Origin of the sequence: Rhizobium hidalgonense (assembly GCF_005862185.2) — a bacterium.
Classification (GTDB): domain Bacteria; phylum Pseudomonadota; class Alphaproteobacteria; order Rhizobiales; family Rhizobiaceae; genus Rhizobium; species Rhizobium hidalgonense.
In genome coordinates, this window is the sequence record NZ_CP054027.1 from 3,532,540 (window position 1) to 3,555,470 (window position 22,931).

26 protein-coding genes are annotated in these 22,931 nt (G+C 59.1%); 4 read left to right on the plus strand and 22 right to left on the minus strand.

Annotated elements, in window-relative coordinates:
- Nucleotides 1-2: 2 nt before the first annotated feature.
- From FFM81_RS17140 to rfbA, 14 genes are all read right to left on the minus strand, one after another.
- A complete protein-coding gene (locus tag FFM81_RS17140; protein WP_003556714.1) occupies nucleotides 3-635 on the minus strand; it encodes a PIG-L deacetylase family protein in 633 nt (210 codons plus the stop codon).
- Nucleotides 632-1,333, minus strand: a complete 702-nt coding sequence (locus FFM81_RS17145; RefSeq protein ID WP_138385048.1) for a WbqC family protein — start codon at nucleotides 1,331-1,333, stop codon at nucleotides 632-634. The genes FFM81_RS17140 and FFM81_RS17145 overlap by 4 nt, the downstream gene beginning before the upstream one ends.
- Nucleotides 1,330-2,295 (minus strand): PseG/SpsG family protein, encoded by a 966-nt coding sequence (locus FFM81_RS17150; RefSeq protein WP_138385047.1) that lies wholly within the window; start codon nucleotides 2,293-2,295, stop codon nucleotides 1,330-1,332. The genes FFM81_RS17145 and FFM81_RS17150 overlap by 4 nt, the downstream gene beginning before the upstream one ends.
- Entirely contained in the window at nucleotides 2,277-2,954 is a 678-nt protein-coding gene (locus FFM81_RS17155; protein ID WP_138385046.1) for a cytidylyltransferase domain-containing protein, read from the minus strand. Before FFM81_RS17155 ends, FFM81_RS17150 begins: the two co-directional genes overlap by 19 nt.
- On the minus strand, nucleotides 2,951-3,967 hold the full coding sequence (locus tag FFM81_RS17160) for an N-acetylneuraminate synthase family protein (RefSeq protein ID WP_138385045.1): 1,017 nt from the start codon (nucleotides 3,965-3,967) through the stop codon (nucleotides 2,951-2,953). Before FFM81_RS17160 ends, FFM81_RS17155 begins: the two co-directional genes overlap by 4 nt.
- 103 nt (nucleotides 3,968-4,070) lie before the next feature.
- Nucleotides 4,071-5,141: a radical SAM/SPASM domain-containing protein gene (locus FFM81_RS17165; RefSeq protein WP_097534893.1), complete on the minus strand. Its 1,071-nt coding sequence runs from the start codon at nucleotides 5,139-5,141 to the stop codon at nucleotides 4,071-4,073.
- Nucleotide 5,142: 1 nt separating this feature from the next.
- Complete coding sequence (locus FFM81_RS17170; protein WP_097534894.1) at nucleotides 5,143-5,988, minus strand: NAD-dependent epimerase/dehydratase family protein; 846 nt, start codon at nucleotides 5,986-5,988, stop codon at nucleotides 5,143-5,145.
- Nucleotides 5,981-6,694: a nucleotidyltransferase family protein gene (locus FFM81_RS17175; RefSeq protein ID WP_097534895.1), complete on the minus strand. Its 714-nt coding sequence runs from the start codon at nucleotides 6,692-6,694 to the stop codon at nucleotides 5,981-5,983. The genes FFM81_RS17170 and FFM81_RS17175 overlap by 8 nt, the downstream gene beginning before the upstream one ends.
- Nucleotides 6,687-7,667 (minus strand): NAD-dependent 4,6-dehydratase LegB, encoded by a 981-nt coding sequence (locus FFM81_RS17180; RefSeq protein ID WP_097534896.1) that lies wholly within the window; start codon nucleotides 7,665-7,667, stop codon nucleotides 6,687-6,689. Before FFM81_RS17180 ends, FFM81_RS17175 begins: the two co-directional genes overlap by 8 nt.
- Nucleotides 7,664-8,983 carry an ABC transporter ATP-binding protein gene (locus FFM81_RS17185; protein WP_138385044.1) on the minus strand — a complete coding sequence of 440 codons (1,320 nt, stop codon included), beginning with the start codon at nucleotides 8,981-8,983 and terminating at the stop codon, nucleotides 7,664-7,666. Before FFM81_RS17185 ends, FFM81_RS17180 begins: the two co-directional genes overlap by 4 nt.
- The gene (locus FFM81_RS17190; protein ID WP_138385043.1) at nucleotides 8,983-9,861 is read right to left on the minus strand and encodes an ABC transporter permease; all 879 of its coding nucleotides are present in this window, start codon (nucleotides 9,859-9,861) and stop codon (nucleotides 8,983-8,985) included. The genes FFM81_RS17185 and FFM81_RS17190 overlap by 1 nt, the downstream gene beginning before the upstream one ends.
- A complete protein-coding gene (locus tag FFM81_RS17195; protein ID WP_138385194.1) occupies nucleotides 9,858-10,964 on the minus strand; it encodes a DegT/DnrJ/EryC1/StrS family aminotransferase in 1,107 nt (368 codons plus the stop codon). Before FFM81_RS17195 ends, FFM81_RS17190 begins: the two co-directional genes overlap by 4 nt.
- A 1-nt stretch (nucleotide 10,965) precedes the next feature.
- Nucleotides 10,966-11,340, minus strand: a complete 375-nt coding sequence (locus tag FFM81_RS17200) for a sugar 3,4-ketoisomerase (RefSeq protein WP_138385042.1) — start codon at nucleotides 11,338-11,340, stop codon at nucleotides 10,966-10,968.
- Between the two features lie 24 nt (nucleotides 11,341-11,364).
- A complete protein-coding gene (rfbA, locus tag FFM81_RS17205; RefSeq protein WP_138385041.1) occupies nucleotides 11,365-12,276 on the minus strand; it encodes a glucose-1-phosphate thymidylyltransferase RfbA in 912 nt (303 codons plus the stop codon).
- Nucleotides 12,277-12,526: 250 nt separating this feature from the next.
- On the opposite strand from rfbA, the gene FFM81_RS17210 reads away from it, so the two are divergent.
- Nucleotides 12,527-13,315, plus strand: a complete 789-nt coding sequence (locus tag FFM81_RS17210; RefSeq protein WP_097534902.1) for a glycosyltransferase family 2 protein — start codon at nucleotides 12,527-12,529, stop codon at nucleotides 13,313-13,315.
- A gap of 38 nt (nucleotides 13,316-13,353) precedes the next feature.
- On the opposite strand, the gene FFM81_RS17215 is transcribed toward FFM81_RS17210, so the two are convergent.
- Genes FFM81_RS17215 through FFM81_RS17225 form a run of 3 tightly spaced genes read right to left on the minus strand, consistent with a single transcriptional unit; the run spans nucleotide 13,354 to nucleotide 15,340 of the window.
- A complete protein-coding gene (locus FFM81_RS17215; RefSeq protein ID WP_138385040.1) occupies nucleotides 13,354-14,157 on the minus strand; it encodes an anti-sigma factor family protein in 804 nt (267 codons plus the stop codon).
- Nucleotides 14,154-14,759: an RNA polymerase sigma factor gene (locus FFM81_RS17220; protein ID WP_097534906.1), complete on the minus strand. Its 606-nt coding sequence runs from the start codon at nucleotides 14,757-14,759 to the stop codon at nucleotides 14,154-14,156. The genes FFM81_RS17215 and FFM81_RS17220 overlap by 4 nt, the downstream gene beginning before the upstream one ends.
- Before the next feature lie 44 nt (nucleotides 14,760-14,803).
- Nucleotides 14,804-15,340 carry a tetratricopeptide repeat protein gene (locus FFM81_RS17225; RefSeq protein ID WP_097534908.1) on the minus strand — a complete coding sequence of 179 codons (537 nt, stop codon included), beginning with the start codon at nucleotides 15,338-15,340 and terminating at the stop codon, nucleotides 14,804-14,806.
- 171 nt (nucleotides 15,341-15,511) lie between these two features.
- Here FFM81_RS17225 and FFM81_RS17230 point away from each other — a divergent pair, with 171 nt between their 5' ends.
- The 3 genes from FFM81_RS17230 (at nucleotide 15,512) to FFM81_RS17240 (ending at nucleotide 18,385) form a co-directional block, all read left to right on the plus strand.
- Nucleotides 15,512-16,564 carry a type III polyketide synthase gene (locus FFM81_RS17230; protein WP_138385039.1) on the plus strand — a complete coding sequence of 351 codons (1,053 nt, stop codon included), beginning with the start codon at nucleotides 15,512-15,514 and terminating at the stop codon, nucleotides 16,562-16,564.
- Nucleotides 16,561-17,064, plus strand: coding sequence for an isoprenylcysteine carboxyl methyltransferase family protein (locus tag FFM81_RS17235; RefSeq protein ID WP_003570195.1), 504 nt, complete (start codon nucleotides 16,561-16,563; stop codon nucleotides 17,062-17,064). Before FFM81_RS17230 ends, FFM81_RS17235 begins: the two co-directional genes overlap by 4 nt.
- A gap of 73 nt (nucleotides 17,065-17,137) precedes the next feature.
- On the plus strand, nucleotides 17,138-18,385 hold the full coding sequence (locus tag FFM81_RS17240; protein WP_138385038.1) for an NAD(P)/FAD-dependent oxidoreductase: 1,248 nt from the start codon (nucleotides 17,138-17,140) through the stop codon (nucleotides 18,383-18,385).
- Here FFM81_RS17240 and FFM81_RS17245 read toward each other — a convergent pair.
- The 5 genes from FFM81_RS17245 to FFM81_RS17265 all read right to left on the minus strand — a co-directional run bounded on the left by FFM81_RS17245 (nucleotide 18,375) and on the right by FFM81_RS17265 (nucleotide 22,870).
- The gene (locus FFM81_RS17245) at nucleotides 18,375-18,914 is read right to left on the minus strand and encodes a gluconokinase (protein WP_097534917.1); all 540 of its coding nucleotides are present in this window, start codon (nucleotides 18,912-18,914) and stop codon (nucleotides 18,375-18,377) included. The two genes, FFM81_RS17240 and FFM81_RS17245, sit on opposite strands and share 11 nt — an antisense overlap.
- Before the next feature lie 85 nt (nucleotides 18,915-18,999).
- Nucleotides 19,000-19,953, minus strand: coding sequence for a peptide ABC transporter ATP-binding protein (locus tag FFM81_RS17250; RefSeq protein WP_025415378.1), 954 nt, complete (start codon nucleotides 19,951-19,953; stop codon nucleotides 19,000-19,002).
- Complete coding sequence (locus FFM81_RS17255; protein WP_138385037.1) at nucleotides 19,950-20,966, minus strand: ABC transporter ATP-binding protein; 1,017 nt, start codon at nucleotides 20,964-20,966, stop codon at nucleotides 19,950-19,952. Before FFM81_RS17255 ends, FFM81_RS17250 begins: the two co-directional genes overlap by 4 nt.
- Nucleotides 20,966-21,856: an ABC transporter permease subunit gene (locus FFM81_RS17260; RefSeq protein WP_025415377.1), complete on the minus strand. Its 891-nt coding sequence runs from the start codon at nucleotides 21,854-21,856 to the stop codon at nucleotides 20,966-20,968. Before FFM81_RS17260 ends, FFM81_RS17255 begins: the two co-directional genes overlap by 1 nt.
- Before the next feature lie 9 nt (nucleotides 21,857-21,865).
- Nucleotides 21,866-22,870: an ABC transporter permease subunit gene (locus FFM81_RS17265; protein ID WP_138385036.1), complete on the minus strand. Its 1,005-nt coding sequence runs from the start codon at nucleotides 22,868-22,870 to the stop codon at nucleotides 21,866-21,868.
- Between the last annotated feature and the right edge of the window lie 61 nt (nucleotides 22,871-22,931).

A 22,931-nucleotide genomic window follows, 5' to 3' on the forward strand; every position in this document is an offset into this window, starting at 1 on the left:
CTTCAAGGCTGAAGCCACTTCACCACCTCGAAGACTTCGGCGTATTTTACACCGATGCGCTGCCCGGCGTTCTCGGCTTCATTGCGGAAGAAGCTCACCCATTTCCGCCCCGTGCGCTCCATCTCGGATTCATGGGCAAGGATTGCCTTTTCCTTCTGGTCCCAATGGGAGGTGATGTCGACGTAGAAATTCCCTCTGAAATCCACCGTCGAATGATACCAGTTGCTGCGATACATCAGCAGGCGGGGTACGTGGCGGCAGCTGTGCAGCGACGCGCGCGACAAGGCTAGGTGGTCATGATGGATATCGCCGACCCAGTGGGTATAGACCATATCGATCTTCAGATCCTGCACGAGTTTGAGGATCTCGATATTCAGCGGGTCGACGAACTCGATCTGGAGCGTTTTGAACTCGCCGCAAAACATCTTGTGGACGCCGAGAATTTCCATCGCAGCATCTGCCTCTGCTCTGGCGACCTGGCTGCTGCGGACGGACTGGTCATATTGGTTGGAGAAGCCGGATACGGTCGCGACATAGACATAAACCGTATCGCCGTTTGCTGCATGGCGCGCCAACGCACCACCACAGCCCAGTTCCACGTCGTCGAAATGGGCACCGATCGCGAGAATATTCATTTGCAACTCCAGAGCAGGTCACGCGTGCCTGCAATACCACAATTCAGCAGTGTGTCGAGAATACTGAGATAGGGAATGAACTCGCCGAAGGGCTGTGGATAAACCGGATGGACGAAATGCTGCCATTCGATTTCGATTCCGGCCGCCTCGAACACCTCAGGCCGCATATAGTCGCGGGCGCCGAGACCTGAGAGATAGCGCGTCGCTCCCACTTTGCCAAGCAATTCGACAAGCAACTCGTTCCTATTGGCCTCAGGGCTTAGAGTGCTTGATCGTACCGTCGGCATGGTGATTTCAAGCATATCCAGAATACCGTCCAGGAAATGCATATTAAAATCGGCCAAGAGGTCGAACCGCCTGCCGTAGAGGGCTTCGAGACGTGGAAAGACTTCGCTCCAGCCGTTAGATCGGCGATAGTTTTCCCGAAGCAGGGAAAGGTTCTGGTCTATCCATCCGGTGCCGGGTGCCAGTTCCACCGCATTGATCGGTGTACCGAAGCTTGGCTTCCTGATTCCGACGGTGAGCCAGCGGTCGCCTTGCGCCGTCTTTATCTTGTCACGGTGCGTCCAGCTTTTGCTCGTGCCGTGGACGAACTGAACGTGATCCAGAACGATGTAGAGGTCGGCGTTCAGAAAACGCTGAAAAAAGCCGAGATAGGATGCAAAATCCGGTTGATGAATTACCGCTGTCAGAGTCATGCAGCCAATCTTTCCAGCAGATCGGCGACACGGCCAACCCCGCCAAGGTCGACCTTGGTCATGGCAGTCTCGCTCATGCTCCTGATGGGAATTGCTTTCTCCAGTATGCCGAGATCGAATGCCGAGTGATGCCCGGCGAAGAACGCTCCTCCAAGCTCTTCAAGCGCGCGCCCGACGGGGATTTCAAAAGGTTCGTTTGCGACCACGACACACGGCAGGCCGGCCGCACAGGCTTCGAAGGGCGTAAGGCCGCCACCGGTAATTGCCAGGTCGTGCCCATACATTTCTGCCGCAAGCGACGGCACTTGGTTCAACAGCCTGAACCGATCCGGCGCAGCCGCCGCGACGACCTCTTCAAGCTCGGCCATGTGCTGGAAGCTGGGGCCGGTCACGATGGTGACCGGGAAGGGCTTGCTGCTCAGCCATTTGGCGACGCGGACCGTCACTCCGTAAGTATCGGCGCCGCCAAGCGTGACAAGTATCGAAGCGAGCTTTTCCCGAACTCGGCGATACCTTGCGATTTCGGGATTGAGTATCATGTACTCCACCCCCAGCCGCACGTCCCGGCCCTTCAGACTTCCCGTCTCTTCGAACAGGAGAGCGCAGATATTCAGGTCGGCGAGTTCCGCGCCATCACCACGATCATCAAAGGTAACCAGCTTGGCGTCCAGGCGCTTGATCGTCTCGCTGTGGAGCCGCTGCGTATTGAGGCGGTCGTTGATCCAGATCGCAGATGAAGCAGTGGCGTCGAGGAAATCCTTCTCCCATCCCGTCACGGCGGCGAGATCATAAAGCGCCACGTCAAAGCCGCGCTCCTGGATGATTTTCAAAGAATTCGGATGATCGTTCGCCAAAAAACGGACCGAATGACCGCGTGAACGCAATTCGGTGGCGAGCGTCAGCGATCGAAACAGATGACCCATGCCGCGTGCATGTGAACTTTCTATGCAGACGACGAACATAGCCTGATCGCTTCTTCCGTCCCGAGCCAATTCTCACCCGCCTGCGCTGCGAGCGCACGGGCGCGGCTCCAATCTTCTTCAGTATCCACCGTCAGGCGCAGCTTCGGAGAGATTTTGGCTGGGGGCACATCGAGCTGACCGATCTTGAACAATTCGGGCCGATCGGTGAAATATTCATTCACGTGTTCGCGATGGTGCGGAAGCTTCCCCTCGCGGTGGCTGCGCGATAGGGCTTCGAGGGTAAATATCTCGGCGCCGACGCCAATAGGCAACTGGCCAAACGCATGCGTGTAATCGAATCCTTGCTTTAGGTGCAGATCGATCAGCCTCTCGAGCTCCTCGATGTCGGTGAAAGGATTATCTGCGGTCAACCGCACGATATCCGACATCCCGAGCGATCTCGCGCACTGAAAATAGCGATCGAGCAAGTCGGTTTCGTCACCACGAAAGCAGCTGACGCCGTGTTCAAGACACCAAGCTTCGATAATATCGTTCTCGCTGGCGGACGATGTCGCAACGACAACCTTGGCCGGACGCTTCAGCATCTGGAGCCGACCAAGGACATGTCCGAGAAGGGGTTTCCCGCAAATATCGCGGAGCACTTTTCCCGGCAGCCGCGTCGATCCCATCCGCGCCTGGATAATGATCCCAAGCGTCACGCCAGATCGCTCCACTGGAGGACGGCATCTGCATCAAGATCATTCACCAGCCGTCGTCCGGTGAGGGTTTCGAGATGCTTGGGTTCAATCCCTGTCCCGGGTCGCTTGACGGCGATGTCGCCGGCAGAAATCACATCGCCGGCTTTGAGCGGCCGGCTGACAACGATGCTCTTGCGGTTGTTCAGCCTGGTCGTCGCCTCGCTTGCAGCCGGTTCCTTGCGACCACTGCCTTTCATGATCTCGAACGCGCGGATCGCATCCACAAGCCATTTCATTTCCGCCGGATCAGCCGAAAGCATGTGGTCGGGACCGTCGGCGGTTTTGTCGTAAGTGAAATGCCGCTCTATGACGCGAGCGCCCATTGCGGCCGCACAAAGGCTTGCGACGGGCGTCACCGTGTGGTCGGAATAGCCGACGTCGAGATTCGGAAACGCCTCCATCATCGTTTGCATCGCGCTCAGGTTCACATTTTCCGGATGCGTCGGATAACTCGTGATGGCATGCAGCAGAATGAGCTTGTCGTTGCCGGCTTCCTTGATTGCAGCAACGGATTCCCGAACTTCCTCGAGCGTCGACATCCCTGTCGACAAGATGATCGGCTTGCCCGTTTTTGCGAGATAACGAAGAAAAGGAATGTTGACCGCGTCGTCCGATCCCACCTTATGGGCTCCAACTCCGCATCTCTCCAAGAGATCGACATCCGTCTCGTGCGAAGGAGACGAAAACCAATCCAGCCCGTGCTCCTCGGCATAGCGGAAAACTGCCTCGTGCAGGTCGTGACTGATTTCATATTTACGGAAAAGTTCGAATTGCGAGGTGACGCCCGTGTTTTCCATATCGAACATGGCGTTCCGGCTCGACAGTGTTTCTGCCCGGTAAGTCTGGAGCTTGACAGCATCGACCCCTGACGCCTTTGCCTCGTCAATCAGGCGCTTTGCCTGATCGAACGTCGTAAAGTTGCCGCCGATCTCGGCTATAATATAGCAGCGATCAGGCCGGTAGTTGCGAAACATCTGTTACTCCCTGTAATCACGACCGGCAATTTCGCCTCGCGCCTTTGGCAGCAGGCACCCATAAATCTCGAAAAGGGTGCCCGTTGCGCGCGTATTCAGTCGATTATCGCCCGATTTCCTGGTTCCGATCGACGTAATTCCGGACAATGACCTGTCTGCCGCAAATCTGCGCGGTTTCGTCATTGGTCTCTCTCGGTAGGTAGCACCTGCGGCAGACCTCGCTCTTGAGGAAGCCCTGCGGTTCCTTGTGCAAAGCGCGGACGGCGTTCATTTTTTCCCCGTGCCATATCTGGTGCACGGTTTCGGTGTTCGCATTACCGATAACCTCACGGTTTTCCTCGTCGTTCGAGCACTTCATGACCAATCCGTCGGCACCGATCACCAAACGCTGGTACTGCTGCGGGCAGGTGAAATTGTCGAGATAGGCGATGTCTGAATCGTTGCCGAGATAATCGATCAGCGGATTGAAGGCGACGAGATCCACGTAAGGCGCGAAGGTATCGTAATAAAGATCAGGATTTTCCCGGATTGCCGGCCAAATGCCCTGCACCTTGATGACAGGACGATGGAGACCGCGCTCGTCCTTGTATTTCTTTATGTCCTTGATCTTGTCGAGCAGAGCCTGGAACTTGATCGGCTTGCGGATCTTCTCATAGGTCTCACCGGTGCCGTCGATCGAAACGGTGATCCAGTCGATGCCGGCATCGACGAGCTGGGCGAAATAGTCTCTGTTGAGCTTGAAGCCATGCGTCAGGGTCGAGACTTCCTTGATCCCGTGGTCCTTGGCATAGCGCACACAGTCGGCGAAACGCTTGTGCAGCGTGGCCTCGCCGCGCAGGGACAGACGGATCGCAGGAACCTTGCCGCCGATCTCATCGATGATGCGGCAATAGAGGTCCCAGTCCATCCGGGTCGTATTGACGCTCTTCTTGAATTCGTCGCTAATCGTATAGCACATCGGGCAGCGCAGGTTGCAGATCGACGCCAGCTCGAGGTCGACCAGCAGCGGGTAATCCGAAACCTGCTGGTTCAAGGCATATTCCGACCATTTGCGACGGTAATCCGCGTATTCGGCTTCCCACCCCTCGCCACGGTATTTGTCGAACGCGGCTTCGCGCTCGTCCGTGTCCATCGAGTAGTTGCCCTTATTGATCGGAACGTAACGCTCGTTCAATTCACGACTCCTTCATCATCACGCCGATGCCGGCCGGCAGATCCCATTCCGGCCACCATCCGAGAACGGCTCGAGCCCGCTCAATATCGGCCCGCACGTCAGGTATTTCATTCCGCCGAACAGCGCAAGACGACACTACAGGTAGATCAGTGCCGGCGGCTTTCTGCAAGATATCGATGATTTCCTGCACCGAATACGACTTTCCGGAGCCGATATTGATGCAGTGGTAACCTTCTGCCACATCCATGGCCTTGGTAAAGGCGCTCAGCACATCGGCAACAAATACATAGTCACGCCGCGGGCTCAGATCCAGAACCTGGATTTCCTTCTTCGCCCTTATTTGATCCAGAAGCGTCGGGATCAGAAATTCGGGCCGCTGCCCTGCGCCATATATATTGAAAAGGCGCAATACCACCACCGGTATCTGCTCGTATGTGGCAGCGAACTCACAGAGTTGTTCGGCAAGATGTTTGGAGAGCGCGTATGGGTTGTTCGGCTTGACCGGATCGCTTTCGTGGATCGGCAGCCGTTCCGGCACTCCATAAACATAAGCGCTTGCGAAGACGAGTTTGGCCTTGTGTCGCTTGCACCAGGTCAAAGCATGCTGCGTACCGAGAACATTGGCGGCCATGAAGCTCGGCCCCTGTGTCCAGCTATCCGGAACGAATGTCCTGCCGGCAAGATGAAACAGCGTTCGCGCCGCCGGAAGCTCCTGCCAAAGGCGTTCTTCGCCTATGTCGCCATGTGTTCGGTCAAGCGCAAGCACATCAATGCCAGCCTGTATAAGCCGCTCTACCAGACGCTTCCCGAGAAAGCCGCCAGCACCGGTGACGATGGCATCAACCATTCAAGAACCTGGATTTCATGGTTTCGAACTGCTCGATCGCCAATGCATAATCGTCGGGGCGTCCGATATCGAGCCAGTAACCTTGAAAATCGCGAACGGTGGCCGGCTTGCCGGCCGCCAAAAGATCCAACATCAAATGGTCAAAGCCGTAAGCGCCGCGTTGCGGTATATGCTCGACGGCCCCAGACGACACCATGTAGACGCCCATGCTGACCTTATACTCGGCCGTCGGCTTCTCCCGGAAGCCGGTCAGGCGTCCTGCCTCGTTGGTATCAAGAACGCCATAGTCAATGCGATGCTGACGCGTCTTGGACGAGATCGTGAATATATTGCCATCGCGGACATGGGTGTCATGAAAATCGGCATAGTCGAGATCCGTCAGGATATCGCCATTCATCACCAGGAAATTCTCTGGCAAATCCTTGATCAGCCGTAGCGGTCCCATGGTGCCGAGTGGTTCGTCCTCGAGGGAATAGTCGATGCGCACGCCCCATTTATCGCCGTCCTGGAAAAACGCCTTGATCAATTCGGCCTGATGGTTGACGGCAAGCGTTATGTGCTCGAACCCGCCTGAGATCAGCTGACGAATGATGACCTCAAGAATAGGGTAATCGCCGATCGGCATCAGAGGTTTTGGAAGGACGACGGTATAGGGCCGCAGCCGCGTTCCCATTCCCCCGGCCAGAATGACCGCGCGCCTAGACATTGAAAATATCCGCCTTATACCGCGTCAGATTCTCAGGCTGGCGCAGCCATTCGATCGTTGCCTTCAGACCGTCTTCCAAGCTGTAACGCGGCGAAAATCCCGTCAGAGACCTGATCAGGCCGTTGTCACAGCACAAGCGTTCCACTTCACTGTTTGCCGGACGCAAACGCTGTTCGTCGCATTCGATCTCGACGTTGACGCCAAGAATGTCGGCGATCAGTTGAACGGTATCGCCGATCGAGATCTCGCTGCCGGAGCCGATATTGACCGTCCGGCCGACGGCTTGGTCGCAGGCCGCGAGCGCCAGAAAACCGTCGCACGTATCCTGCACGAAATTGAAATCCCGCGTCGGTGAAAGCGCACCAAGCTTCAACTTCGTTCGTCCGCTCAGAAGCTGTGAAATCACGGTCGGAATAACCGCCCTTGCGGATTGTCGCGGGCCAAAGGTGTTGAAGGGCCGTGCAATCGTCACCGGCAGGTCAAAGCTCGAATGATAGCTGTAGGCGATCGCATCGGCACCAATTTTGGACGCCGAATAGGGCGACTGCGCCTGCAGTGGATGGCTCTCGCTGATCGGCACAAAACGCGCCGTGCCGTAGACTTCGCTCGTCGAGGTCTGGATCACCCTTCCGACACCGGCGTCGAGAGCCCCTTGAAGAACGTTCAACGTTCCATGCACATTGGTGTCTATATAGCTTGACGGGGCCTGATAAGAGTAGGGAATGGCAATCAGAGCGGCAAGATGGAAGATGGTGTCGACACCTCTGGCGACGGAGCGCATCTGCGCCGGATCGCGGACGTCTCCAAGGATCACCTCGAACTTGCCGCGGTATTCCGATTGGTCCAGCCAGCCCCAACTGGAAAACGAATTGTACTGGCAGAGGGCGCGAACTTCGACGCCCGATCTGACCAGCGTCTCGACAAGATGAGAGCCGATGAACCCGTCCGCCCCGGTGACAAGCGCTTTCTTCATTTCAAAACACCCTCAGAATCACGCAGGAAGACCTTCTCAACCGCCCAAGGCAACTGTATCGCCGAAATCGACGGCTTCCGTTGCTGACCCAGCATCTGGATGATTCCCACATTGTCCTCTACGTCAAACCGAATACCCTCGGCGACGGAATATATCGAGAACCGGCTCGATATCCCCAGCCGCACGTAGAACGTGCCCGTATTCAGAAGACATCCGGGAAATTTGACGCGGGCTCGATAATAGCCGGCTGGCCGGGTGTCGAGGCGCCCAAGGTCGAGCTCGGGATCGGAAAGACTGACGAGGGGGGTATAGCCATCCTCCATCATGATCTGCATTCCGACTGAGAGGCCGGAAAGAGGCTCCCTCAATTCGTATTCGATCTCAACGGAAAAGCCCTTAGACAGTTCTACCGTGCCCGAAAGCTCGTCCTTCTCGTTCAGTACCGCAACACGGCAAATGACCGCCTTTCCATCGACGTCCTCGGGGTTGACCGAGTAAATTGCCGTGCCGCCGAATTCCGGGCGGTCGAGGTAGGCTTTTATCACATCTGCGGTATCGCCCATCGCAGCGACTTTGCCGTCGGCCATCAGGATCGATTTCGGGCAGATGCTGCTGATCGCCGTCATATTGTGGCTGACAAAGATAATCGTTCGGCCGGCCTTGGTGACCTCCTGCATGCGCCCCATGCATTTGTTCTGAAAGTTGACGTCGCCGACGGCCAATACCTCGTCGACCAAGAGTATTTCCGGCTCGAGATGCGCCGCGACGGAGAAGGCCAGGCGGACATACATGCCGGACGAATACCGCTTCACCGGCGTATCGATGAATTCGCCGATCTCCGCAAACTCGACAATTTCGTCGAATTTCGACCTAACCTCAGCACGGCTCATCCCGAGGATGGCGCCATTCAGATAGACGTTCTCCCGACCGGTGAGTTCCGGATGAAATCCAGTGCCGACCTCAAGCAGGCTGGCAATTCTGCCTCGTATGCCGATGAAGCCCGAGTTGGGCATGGTGATACGCGACATCACCTTCAGCAGTGTGGATTTTCCGGCTCCGTTCCTGCCGATAATGCCGACGATCTCGCCGTGCCCGACCTCGAAAGAGACATCATCCAGCGCGTGGAAGATGTCTCCCTTCAGCCGCGACCGCGCGCCGCGGTCAGACGTATGGTCGGATACCGAAACGTTCGGATCTGGAAGGTTGCGCCACTTCGCCCACCAGCTCTGAAGGTCGCGATAGAGAGTGCCGTGATTGATCACGCCAAGACGATATAGTTTGCTGACGTGCTCCGCTCGAATAACGATGTCGTTCATCAGACGGTATCCATCGCGTTGGCTTCCGCCCGCGAGAAAAGTGCCAGCCCGCATAGGGTTATTGCGACAGTCACTGCGAGATTGGCGAGGCAAAGACCGACGGGCAAGGCGGGAGCGTCAAATAGCGCCCAGCGGAAGGTTTGAACTGGCGTCGTCATTGGATTGATATAATAGAACCAATGATACCGTTCCGGAATCTGGCTGAAGGGGTACACGATCGGCGTACCATACATCCAGAGTTGCGTCATGAACCCGACGGCGTAGACAAGATCTCGGAAACGCACCGTCAGCGCCGAAACGACAAGGCCGGCACCAATGCCCAGCACGGCGATATAGAGCAGCACCAGCGGCGTCAGAAACAGGAACCAATAGCTCACGGCCAGATCGGGATTGGCAATTTTCAGGCCAATGGAAACCGTCAACAAGAGCAGGAACTGGATCGCAAAGGCGACAAGGCCACTCATCGCAACTGACAGCGGCACCACGAGTCTCGGAAAATAAACCTTTCCGAACAGATTGGCGTTCTTCGAGAAGACTTCGGAGTTATTGGTCAGACAGGCAGAAAAATAGCTCCAGATGATTGTGCCCGACATGTAAAACAGAAAGGGCGGAAGGCCATCCGTCGAAAGATTGGCGATTTTTCCGAACACGACATAATAGGTCATCGCCGTCAGCGACGGCTGAATGATGTACCAGACAGGCCCGAGAATGGTCTGTTTGTAGAATGTCGTGAAATCCCGCTTGAAGAACATCCAGACGAGATCGCGATATTGCCAGACAAGGCCGAGATCCGGCGTATTGCCCTTGGAAGGCCTGATAACGATATCCCAATCGTCATCCTCACGTGCCGAGGCCGGTCCTTTCAGGTGTTCTGTCATGCCGCCAACTTCAGCTTTTCCGGGAGCGCCGCAAGAAGGCTGCAGACGCGCTCGATCTCATCCTTGCTATGGCCGGCCGAAATCGGCAGGCTCAGCTCGGTGGCATGCAACTCATCGGCAATGGGATAATCGCCGGAAAGAATGCCTTGCATTGCCTTCTGCCTATGCGGCGCGATCGGATAGTGTATCTCGGTCTTGACCCCATTATCGAGCAGCCACTGACGCAATTCGTCGCGCGCCGGGTGACGTATCCCGAAAATATGAAACACGTCATACTCGGCGGGTCGTCGAAGCGGCTGCGCGAGCCAGTTGGGCAGATTGGCAAAATAGATACCGGCCAGTGCCCGCTTATGTTCGGTCACCTGATCGAGGTGACGCAGCTTGACCCGCAGGAATGCCGCCTGCATTTCATCAAGCCTGGAATTTACCCCGATGTAGACGTTCTCATATTTTTTCTTCGAGCCGTAATTGCGCATGTGCCGCAAGCGATCTGCAAATTCGTCATCATCCGTGACGATCGCGCCCGCATCTCCGAGAGCTCCAAGATTCTTGGTCGGATAGAAGCTGAAGCAGCCGGCGACTCCAAAGGTGCCGGTCAGCTTGCCGTCATAGCGTGCACCATGAGACTGCGCGCAATCCTCGATCACTTTGAGACCGTGCTCGCTTGCAAACGCGGCGATCTCGGTCATCCGGCAGGCTTTGCCGAAAAGATGCGTCACACAGATGGCCTGGGTGTGACGTGTGAGCGCCGCAGGAAGGCGCTCCGGATCAATATTGAAGGTTTCGCGTTCGGGCTCCACCAAAACGGGTTTGTGGCCGGCGCGCAGAATTGCGAGGATCGTGGCTATATAGGTATTGGAGGCAACCATGATCTCGCTGCCTTTTGGCAGGTCGAGCGCTTCGATTGACAGGATCAGCGCATCCAGACCGTTGGCCACGCTGATGCAATGTTTGCTTTCCGCGAAGGCGGCGAATTCCGCTTCAAACGAGGAGACCTCATTCCCAAGTATGTACCACCCGGAACGAATAACGCGGGAAGCAACAGCCTCCAGCTCTTCCATCAGCGCACGGTTGGCCTGCGCAAGACTTTCATACTCAATCATCTCAGAGCCGTTCATAGGGAGTGTCGATGTAATCATCCTTATCATATCCGCGAGAGGCAAAAACGAGCAGGATTGAACCGGGACCGAAGGTCATTTGGTGCCAGTCCCTTGGCTCCACCAGCAGGCACTGGTCCGGTGACGACAAGGTAATCTCTTCGCGGGCTTTTCCATCGTCCATCAAAATCATCACGCTTCCCGAAAGCGCCACCAACGCCTGTCGAGTCTGGTGATGACGATGGCCGCCACGTGTATGTCCGTCGGCTCCATAGATCCAGAAGCTCCTGACGACCGGAAATGGCAGTATTCCGTCCATGACGGTCAGCGCGCCTCGTCCGTCGGACATCGTCTTTAATGTAAGCAGGGTAAAAGCAGACAAGATTGGTTTTCCAGTTTTGCCGGTTCAGCCGGTTGGGAAATGCGGAGCTGGCTCCCTCACCAGGCTGATGAGATATCGACCGTAAGAACTCTTTTCAAGTGGAGCTGCCAGCCTCAGCAGTTGCTCGGCATCTATGTATTCCAAATGAAAGGCGATTTCTTCGGGGCAGGCAATCTTCAGCCCCTGGCGCCGCTCGATGGTGGCAATGAACTGACTGGCTTCAAGGAGTGAATCGTGCGTGCCCGTATCAAGCCAGGCATGCCCTCGCCCCAACACAGCAACGTTCAATTTGCCGGCCGACAAATAATGCCGGTTGATGTCGGTAATTTCGGTTTCACCGCGCGGCGAGGGTTTCAAACCGGCAGCAATGTCAATCACGTCATTGTCGTAGAAATATAAACCCGTCACAGCGTAAGAAGAGCGGGGCCTGGATGGCTTTTCCTCCAAGGTGAGGACTTTGCCCTGACCGTCAAATTCCACCACCCCATACCGCTCGGGATCGTGGACTTTATACGCGAAGATCGTCGCTTCGTCCGATCTCGCGGAAGCCGCAGATAAATCATGCGTCAGGAGGTTGCCGTAAAAGATATTGTCTCCGAGCACGAGGGCAGTTGCCTCTTGCCCGATGTATTCCCTGCCGATCGAGAACGCTTGGGGAATTCCCTCCGGCGCGGCCTGTACAGCATATTGAAGGTTCAATCCCCATTGGGCGCCGTCGCCCAGCAACTGTTCAAAACGCGGCGTGTCCTGCGGCGTAGAGATAATCAGGATATCCCTGATCCCCGCAAGCATCAGCGTTGACAGGGGATAGTAGATCATCGGTTTGTCAAAAACCGGAAGAAGTTGCTTCGAAATGGCGAGGGTCGCGGGATGGAGCCGAGTGCCCGAGCCCCCGGCGAGCAAGATGCCCTTGCGCAGCTTTTTCTTCGAAGACAAGAGACCTCCTGCAACTGGTAAATCCGCGCGCATTCACGAGCCTTCGTGATGACGTCGCCGTTCGACACTGCTCACTACAGATAGATCGATCGGCATGCAATGCACTTACCGAGACGGGAAGTAGCCCAACCCCTCATCAATCGGGCATTGGTCGAGGATAATTTGCTATACTGGATTGCGACGCCGCCTTTCCGTCTGCTACGGATTAGCCAAATTTCGCCCCTTGGAATATGAGCAAGACACCCGTTAAATGGCTGCAGACACTGCCGATCCACGTCCCCCCCGGATAAGCCTCATCACTGTTTGCTGGAACGCCGAGCGGACCATTGCCGATACGCTGCGGTCCATCGATACGCAAACCTACCGCGATTTCGAGCACATCGTCATTGACGGTGGCTCAAGCGATTCGACGCTCGCCATCATTGCTTCGGCGCCGGCGGAGAACCGCCGCGTACTTTCGGGACGGGACGGAGGTATCTATGAAGCGATGAACAAGGGGATTGGCCTTGCGACGGGCGACATCATCGGATTCCTAAATGCGGACGACACTTTCGAGAGTAACGGCTCCCTCGAAATCGTGGCGGCCACGCTGGAAGACGAAGCCTACGACGGCTGCTACGGCGATCTCATCTATGTTTCCAACCAGAATACCGATCGCAAAGTCCGTTATTGGAAATCCTGTGCGTTTAAATCCGGTTCCTTTGGGCGCGGCTGGTGTCCGCCGCATCCAACCTTCTATGTTCGACGTCGCATCTATGAACGGTTTGGGACGTTTGATCTGCGTTATCGCCTAGCAGCCGACGTCGAGCTTATGATGCGATTTCTGGAAGTCGCGCGCATCAAAACCATTTATATCCCCCGCGTGCTGGTCAGGATGCGCTTGGGGGGCGCCACAAACAAAAACGTCCAAAACATATCGCGCCAGAACAAGGAAGTGCTGCGAGCCCTTGCCGACCACGGCTTCAAGATCTCAACCCCCGTGTTCTGGGCATCGAAGATTGCCAACCGCCTCGGCCAGTTCCTCACACGAAATCGATAGCAGCATCCCGCCAGATGTCGCGCAGGGTCAATAGCCAATCACACAGCCATCCTTCCCCGCGCCCCATCGGCAATCGTCGCCATCCTGTCCGCCGCCGCACGGCCGATCAGCATGAAGGCGTGCGTGCCGTTCGACCAGTAGACGATGTTCATGCCCTTGCGGCTTTCGAGATCCGGCGGCTTCGGCCCCCGGTCAGACCTAACGATGCAGAGCGCCATCGGGCCGGTTTCGGGGTCGAGATAGGCGATCTGGGCGAGTGGCTTGCCGTCATATTGCAGAAGCAAAGCGCGTTTGAAATCGATGCCCGGAAGCGCGACGGCTTCGGGTGAAAGCGACAGGCCGAGTTTTTCGTCGAAGGCGCTGAGCTGGGCTGCCTGGACATCTGTGGCTGGAACCGGGCCGGCGAGAGTTTCTCGCGTATAGAGGGAAATATAGTCGGCGACGACGGCGCGCCATTCGCTGTTTTCGTCCCTCGCCGATAAGCCTCTGCCGATGCCGATGACGGCGCGGTCGATGGCGATGCCGGCCACCAGCGCGGCGGCAAGCGCGCCGAGGAAGCGGCGGCGGGTGGCGAATGCGGGTGGGGAGCCGGATTTTGCGCTTGCAGGCGCGGGGATGGCGGCGAGCATTTTCTCCAGTTTCTCGCGCGGGGCTTCCGATAGCAGCGGGGCGAAGGCCTGCGCGAACGGCAGGCTGGCGCGCGACAGGAACTCCAGCCGCTCGGCGACGGCTTCATCTTCATTGGCGAGGGTTTCGATGCGGGCGGCCTCTTCCGCCGTCAGTTCGCCATCGATGAAGGCTGTGAGGTCCTCGTCGGAAGGAATGGTGTCTCTCGTATTCATTGCCGTCCCCCTTCCCGCCCGTCGTCGGAGAGCTTGGCGCGGGCAGCCGCCAGCCGGCTCATCACGGTTCCGATCGGAATATCCAGTATGCCCGCAACCTCGCGATAGGAAAGTCCTTCGACATAGGCGAGGAAAACCACCGTTCTCTGCGCTTCGGGCAGCGCATTCACCCGTTTCAACAGCTGCGCCGCCATCACCTGCGTTTCGGTATCGTGGGCGCCATCGAAGGTCAGCGCCTCGCCGGCATCGACAAAACCCTGGCCCTGGCGCACCCGGCGCGAGCGGATCTCGTTCAGCCAGATCGAATGCAGGATCGAAAACAGCCAGCGATCGAGCCGGGTGCCGGGGGTAAACTGATCGGCGCGCTCCAGGGCGCGCAGGCAGGTCGCCTGCACCAGGTCGTCGGCGACATCGCGCTGATGCGAGAGAACGAGGCCATAACGCCAGAGCCTTGGCAGATTTTCCGTCAGGCCGCTCCTGATATCCGCTGCGCTCGCGATGGCCGCCTCCGACGATCTTGCATGTCTGGGAACCGCCGGATGAACCGGCGATTCCATTCTTGCGCGACTATAGGCGGGAAACCGGGTGGGCGCGACCGACATTCGGATATCCTTCGTGGTTCCGTTTTCCCGCTCTGCCGGGCGGATCAGATCTTCGACGGGTCGAGGATTGCCGCGTTCAGATCCTGATATTCCTCGCAGCCCGTGCCGCAGATCGCCTTGATCGACTTCAACTGGTCCTTGGCGAGATCGAGCTGGCCCTTGATGACATAGGCTTCGCCGAGATATTCGCGGACCTTGGCGTATTGCGGGTCCATCTTCACCGATTGCAGGTAATAGGAGATGCCTTCGTCGGTGCGGCCGAGCTTGCGGGTGGCATAGCCGCGATAGTTCAGCACCTCGGCCGTGTTCTGGTCCTTCACCGTGTCGAGCATGGCAAGCGCCTCTTCATAGCGGCCGGCTTTCGCCAGCGAATAGGCATAGTCGGTACGGTTCTCGTCCGAAACATTGGCGCTCTGCTGCTTCACGCATTTCTTGGTCTTCTGGTCGTAGATCTCGCCCTTCTTGCAGGTCGGCATCGTGCTGCTGTCATTGCCCGCCGCAAAGACCGGCGCAGAGAAAACGAAAGCGGCAAGGCAGCCGCCGAGAAGGATGGAAGCGAAACGGACTGTCATGATCGTCATAGGGAAAACTCCTCGAGAAGTGACGTTGCGAGGAGAGAACACCGCTGCACCTCGCTTTATTCGGAGGCCTTCCCATTTTCTTCATCACTGCTTCGTGAAGCCACGAAGCCGAATAAATTATCGGGACCGCGTGTTTTCCGTCGTTCCGCCGGGAACGACAAGGAGAAATCTGTGACCGATAGCGTGAAACTCATAAGCCTCGCCACCGCCGCCCCCGAACATGTCATTTTCCAGAAAGAAGCGGTCGAAGCCTCCGCCCGGCTGTTTGCCGACCGTTTCGAGGATTTCCGCCATCTTGCCCGCGTCTTCGATAGCGCCGGCATTCAAAAGCGCCATGCGGCGCGGCCACTTGCCTGGTTCGACGAGCCGCATGGCTGGCAGGATCGAATGCAGGCCTATGCCGAGGTGGCGGGCGAGTTGTTCGTCAAGGCCGCCGGCTCGGCCCTTCGTCAGGCCGGGCTTGACGCCGGCGATGTCGACTGTGTCGTGACGGTCTCCTCGACCGGTTTTACGACGCCGAGCCTCGATGCGCAGATGGCCCGCCGGATGGGTTTCAGGGCCGATATCGAGCGCGTCCCGGTGTTCGGGCTCGGCTGTGCTGCCGGCGTGTCGGGCTTTGCGATCGCCTCGCGACTGGCGCGGGGCAGGCCGGACGCCGTCGTGCTGTTCGTCTCGATCGAGCTCTGCACGCTGGCCTTCCGGCTGGATGAGCTGACGCGGCCGAACATCATCGCGACGGCGCTTTTCGGCGATGGGGCTGCCGCCTGCGTGCTGCGATCCGGCGAAGGCGGGCTGGCGGAGGTGGAATCAACAGGCGAACATCTCTTTCCCGATACGCTCGATATCATGGGGTGGAAGATCGACGATGGCGGTTTCGGCATCGTGCTGGCGCAATCGCTGCCGCCCTTTGCCGAACGCGAGCTCGGCCCCGCGGTGACGGCCATACTGGCGCGCAACGGGCTGACATCAGGCGATATCGACCGCTTCATCTGCCATCCCGGCGGAACGAAAGTGTTGGCGGCGATGGAGAGTGCGCTTTCGCTGTCGCCGGGCACTCTGGATCACGAGCGCGCCGTGCTTTCCGAATATGGCAACATGTCGTCGCCGACCATTCTGTTCGTGCTGGAGCGGGCGATCCAAGCGGGATTGCCGGAGCGTTCGGCGATGATTGCCATGGGACCGGGCTTTTCGGCGAGCTGCGTGACGCTCAGGAGAGTGGCATGATGTGGGCGTCGATCGCGCTTCTGGCGTTTGTGACCCTGCAGCGGCTCGGCGAACTCGTGCTTGCCCGGCGTAACACGGCCGCCCTTCTCGCTAGAGGTGCCAGGGAGGTAGCGCCGGAGCATTATCCTGCCATGGTGACGCTGCATGCCGGCTGGCTCATCGGCCTTTGGCTGCTAGCGCCCGGCAGGCCGGTCGAGCTCTTCTGGTTTGTCGTGTTCGTCGGGCTGCAGGCGCTCAGGCTCTGGGTGCTGGCGACACTGAAAGGGCGCTGGACGACGCGTATCATCATCCTGCCCGGCGCTCCGCTCGTGACCTCGGGCCCCTATCGCTTCCTCCGGCATCCGAATTACGCGATCGTCGTCGGCGAAATCGCTGCCCTTCCGCTGGCCTTCGGCCTGCCGTTCTACGCGATCGGTTTTTCGCTTCTCAACGCCTGCGTTCTCTATATCCGTATGAAGGCCGAAAATGCCGCACTGAAAAGCGCAATGATTTTGAAATAACCGCGATTTTTCGTTTGCGCCGCCGTATCGGCAGGGGCATTTTCACGCCGACAACAGAGCAGAATGTAGGGAAATGACGAAGAACGTTATCGTGCTCGGCGCCGGCATCGTCGGGGTTTCCACGGCCATCCACCTTCAGCGGCGCGGCCGGCAGGTGACGCTGATCGACCGCAAGGATCCGGGCAGCGAAACCTCTTTCGGCAATGCGGGCCTGATCCAGCGCGAGGGTGTCGCGCCCTACGGCTTTCCCCAGCAGTTCGGCCTTCTCATGCGTTACGCGTTGAACAACCGCATCGACGCGCATTATCACCTCCGCACGCTGCCGCGCCAGGTCGCCTTTCTCGCCCGCTATTGGTGGAATTCGAATGCGCGGCGCCACGCGATCATCACCCGGGCCTATGCGCCGCTGATCGAAAATTCGATTGCCGAACACAAGGATCTGATCGAGGCGTCACATGCGGGAGGGCTGATCCGCAGGGATGGCTGGATGAAGCTTTTCCGCACACCGGCCAAGCGCGATGAAGCCCTGGCGGAGGCTGCACTTTGGCAGAATGAATTCGGGGTCGAATATGACAGCCTGACCTCGGCCGACATCGCCCGCATGGAGCCGGATCTAACAGGCGATTTTGCCGGCGGCATCCGTTGGCGCGATCCCTGGTCGGTGCTCGATCCGCAGGCGCTGACCTCGGCCTATCGGCGCTATTTCGAAAGCCTCGGCGGCCGCTTCGTCACCGGGGACGCCGCCTCGCTCGGTCCGTTCGGCTCCGGCTGGAAGATCATGACGGCGGACGGTTCGCTCGAGGCCGACGATGCGGTGATCGCGCTCGGCCCCTGGGCGGCCGTTGCGACACGCCGGCTCGGCTATTCCTTTCCGCTCGGCGTCAAGCGCGGCTATCACATGCATTATGCCGCCAAGGGCGATGCCGTGCTCCACAACTGGATGCTCGATGCCGAACGCGGCTATCTGCTGGCGCCGATGCACCGCGGCATCCGCCTGACCACGGGGGCGGAGTTCGCAACGCTCGACGCGCCGAAGACGCCGGTCCAGCTCGACCGGGCCGAAGCCGTGGCGCGCACGATCTTCCCGCTCGGAGACAGGCTCGATCCCGAACCCTGGATGGGCGCGCGCCCCTGCACACCCGACATGATGCCTGTTATCGGCAAGGCGCCGCGCCATCAGGGCCTGTGGTTCGCCTTCGGTCATGCCCATCACGGGCTGACGCTCGGGCCGGTGACCGGACGCGTGCTTGCAGAACTGATGACCGGCGAGACGCCGTTTATCGATATCACGGCCTATTCGCCGCAGCGCTTCAAGCCGTGACCCCAAGCGCCTTGAGGCCCCGGAGCGCCGATGTCGCAATGCCATCGATCGTATCGTCGATATCAACGGTGACGACGCCTGGCTCGCCTGTGGGAACCTCCAGCGTCGCCAACTGGCTTTCGAGCAGCGAGACCGGCATGAAATGGCCCTTGCGCTCGCCCATGCGTTTCGTCAGCAGCGCCCTGGAGCCTTCGAGGTAGGCGAAGAAGAGATTGCCGCCGGCAGCCTCTCTCAGCCTGTCGCGATAGATGCGCTTCAGCGCCGAGCAGGAGACGATGATGCCCTCGCCTCCCTCAAGCGATGTTTTGATGTCTTCGCCGATGCGGTCGAGCCAGGGCATCCGGTCGTCATCGGTCAGCGGAGTGCCCTTCGACATCTTTTCGACATTGGCTGCCGGGTGAAGCGCGTCGCCTTCGACGAAGGTCAGGTGCAGAGCCTCGGCGAGCTTTTCGCCGACCGAGGACTTGCCGCAGCCGCTGACACCCATGACGATGATCGCATGGGGTTTGTTCGTCCGCTCATCGGGCATGGCTTCTCCCAGCATCTAACTCTTGTCTACGCAATTCCTGGCAAAAGCGCTTCGCGCTTTGCCTGGAATTGCTCCGGCTCCCCGCTCAATCGAGCGGGAAGTGACAGGCATATTGTTGCGTGCCTTCTCCGCTTAATTCGGGCGAAACCTGGCGGCAATAGTCCTGCGCCTTCCAGCAGCGCGGATTGAAGTGACAGCCCGACGGCGGCTTCAGCGGTGACGGCAATTCGCCCTGCAGGCGGATGCGGTTCTTCTCGCGCTCGGGATCGGCAATCGGTGTGGCCGACAGCAAGGCTGCCGTATAGGGGTGACGCGGCCTTGCGAAGACCTCGGCGGCGGGACCGGTTTCGACCGGGCGGCCGAGATACATCACCATCACCTCGTCGGCGATATGATGGACGACGGAGAGGCCGTGCGAGATGAAGAGATAGGCAAGCCCCATCTCCTTCTGCAGATCCATCAACAGGTTCAGCACCTGCGCCTGGATCGAGAGGTCGAGCGCCGAAACCGGTTCGTCGAGCACCAGCACTTTCGGCCGCAGCATCAGGGCGCGGGCAATGGCGATGCGCTGGCGCTGGCCACCGGAGAACATATGGGGGTAACGACCGTGATGTTCCGGACGCAGGCCGACGCGGGCCATCATCTCCTCCACCTTGCGGCGGCGGGCCGCGGCGTTGAGATCGGTATTGATCTTCAGCGGCTCTTCGAGGATCGCGCCAACCTTCTGGCGCGGGTTGAGCGAGCCATAAGGATTCTGGAAGACGATCTGCACCTGGCTGCGCAGGCTGCGGTCGCCGACGCGCGCCGGCTTGCCGTCGATCAGCAATTCGCCGGCCGTCGGATTCTCGATCATGGTGACAAGACGGGCAAGCGTCGACTTGCCGCAGCCGGATTCGCCGACGACGGCGAGCGTCTTGCCGGAATGGAGGCTGAAGCTGACGCCGTTCAGCGCCTTGACCGTGGCATCGGCTTTGAAGAGACCGCGATTGACTGTGTAGAAGCGGGCGAGATCCCTGCCCTCGAGAACGGCGCCCGTCATACCAGGTCTCCTGCAGTTTCAACGGCCATGACGCCGGGATGGCCGAGCGGCTTGCCGTCCTTCAAAGGATAGTTGCACAGCGCCAGCCCAAGCTCCGGCCCCTGGCGCACGACACCGCGATCGCATTCGACCGCGGCGTAGCCGCAGCGCGGCGCAAACAGACAGCCGGTCGGGCGGCCGTGCTGGCCGGGAACGACGCCGGCGATCGAGGGCAGGCGCTGGCCGACCTCAGCGCGTTCCGGCAAGGCGGCAAGCAGGGCGGCGGTATAGGGGTGATGCGGATCGCGGAACAGCGCTCTCACCGGCTGCTCCTCGACCTTCTGGCCGGCATATTGCACCTGCACGCGCTCGGCGGTTTCGGCAACGACACCCATGTCGTGGGTGATCAGCACCAGCGCCATGCTCTGCTCCTTCTGCAGCCGCACGAGCAGATCGAGGATCTGCGCCTGGATCGTCACGTCGAGCGCAGTTGTCGGCTCGTCGGCGATCAAGAGCTTCGGATTGCAGGCGAGCGCCATGGCGATCATGACGCGCTGGCTCATGCCGCCGGACATCTGATGCGGGAAGTTCGACAGGCGATCCTCGGGCGCTGGAATGCCGACGAGGTTCAGGAGTTCGATCGACCGTTCGCGCCGTTCCCTCCGGTTGAGGCCCATATGGACACGCAGGGTCTCGCCGAGCTGGAAGCCGACGGTAAAACACGGGTTCAGGCTCGACATCGGCTCCTGGAAGATCATCGCCATGTCCTTGCCGACGATCCTGCGGCGCTGGCGGCCGGAGATCCCGCGCAAATCCTGGCCGTCGAACTGCATGCGATCGGCGGTGATCTTTGCCGTCCAGGGCAGAAGCCCCATCAGGGCCAGCATGGCAACGGATTTGCCCGAGCCGGATTCACCGACGACCGACAGGATCTCGCCCTTGTCGCAGGCAAGCGATACGCGGTCGACGGCCCGGAACAGACCGGAAGAGGTCTGGAATTCGACGGTCAGATTTTCAATTTCGAGAAGTGCCATCACGACCTCTTCAGCTTGGGGTCAAGCGCATCGCGCAGGCCGTCACCCATCAGATTGATGGCGAGAACGGTGATGAGGATGGCGAGACCCGGGAATGTTACGACCCACCAGGCGCGCGAGATGAACTCACGGGATTCGGCCAGCATCGTGCCCCATTCAGGCGTCGGCGGCTGGGCGCCCATACCGAGGAAGCCGAGAGCGGCGGCATCGAGGATCGCCGCCGAGAAGGCGAGCGTCGCCTGGACGATCAGCGGCCCAAGACAGTTCGGCAGGATCGTCTTGAACATCAGCCGGAAGGTGCCGGCGCCGGCGACACGCGAGGCGATCACATATTCCTTCTCGCGCTCCGAAATGACCGACGCGCGCGTCAGCCGGACAAAATGCGGCTGGTTGACCAGCGAAATCGCGATCATCGCATTGGTCAGGCCGGGCCCGAGCACAGCCACCAGCACGAGGGCGAGCAGCAGCGACGGGAAGGCCAGGATGATATCCATCAGGCGCATGATCGCCGTATCGACCTTGCCGCGGAAATAGCCGGCGACGAGGCCGATCAGCACGCCGCATACGACCGACAGCGTGACGACGACAACGCCGATGAAGAGCGAGAAGCGCGCGCCGTAGATTAGGCGCGACAGGATATCGCGTCCGACGGCATCCGTTCCGAGCGGGAAGGAGATGCTGCCGCCCTCCATCCAGGCCGGCACGGCCAGCAGCGCCTGGCGGTTCTGCTCGTTCGGCGCATGCGGCGCAAAGACCGGCGCGAAGATTGCGACGACCAGGATGACGATGAAAACGACGAGGCCGATGACGGCGCCCTTGTTGCGGGAGAAATAGTGCCAGAACTCCGCAGCGGCGGATGGCTGGCCGGTCTTGACGGTGACGGTGCTCATGAACCGCTCCTAGTGACGAATGCGCGGATTGATGAAGCCGTAGAGGACATCAACAATCAGGTTGACCAGCATGATGACGCCGGCGATCAGCAGAAGACCGCCCTGGACAACGGCGTAGTCACGCTTGAACACCGAATCGACCATCCATTTGCCAATGCCCGGCCAGGAGAAGATCGTCTCGGTGAGAATGGCGCCGGCCAGAAGAACGCCGATCTGCAGGCCGATCGTGGTGATGACCGGGATCATCGCATTGCGCAGCGCGTGCACGCCGACGACGCGCAGCGGCTTCAGGCCTTTCGAGCGCGCCGTGCGGACATAATCCTCGCCGAGAACCTCGAGCATTGCCGAGCGCGTCTGACGCGCAATGACGGCAAGCGGGATGGTCGCCAGCACGATGGTCGGCAGAATGAGATAGCTGACGGCCGAGGAAAACGCGCCCTTCTGGCCGGACAGCAGGCTGTCGATCAGCATGAATCCGGTGACCGGCTTGAAGAAATACATCAGCGAGATGCGGCCGGAAACCGGCGTCCAGCCGAGATAGCCGGAGAAGAAGATGATCAGCAGCAGGCCCCACCAGAAAATCGGCATCGAATAACCGATGAGCGCCACACCCATCACGCTCTGGTCGAACCAAGTGCCTCGCTTGACGGCGGCAAAAATGCCGGCGGGCACGCCAAGACAGACCGCGAGGATGATGGCACAGAAGGAAAGTTCCAGCGTCGCCGGAAACAGCGTCAGGAATTCGCCGAGAACGGGCCGCTTGGTGACGATCGAGGTGCCGAGATCGCCGTGCAGAATTTTTCCGAGATAATCGAAATACTGCACGTACATAGGCCGGTCGAAGCCGAGATCGTGCATGATCTGGGCGTGCCGCTCCGGCGCCATCACCCGTTCACCCGATAAAAGCATGACGGGGTCGCCGGGAAGCATACGGATGAATGAGAAGGCAATGAGGGAAACGCCGAGGAATGTCGGGATCAGCACCGCGAGGCGGCCGATGAAAAAACGAAACATGGCAGATATCCAATAGTTTCCGGCGGTCAGGGGGTGCCTGACCGCCGGCTGCGCCCAGCTC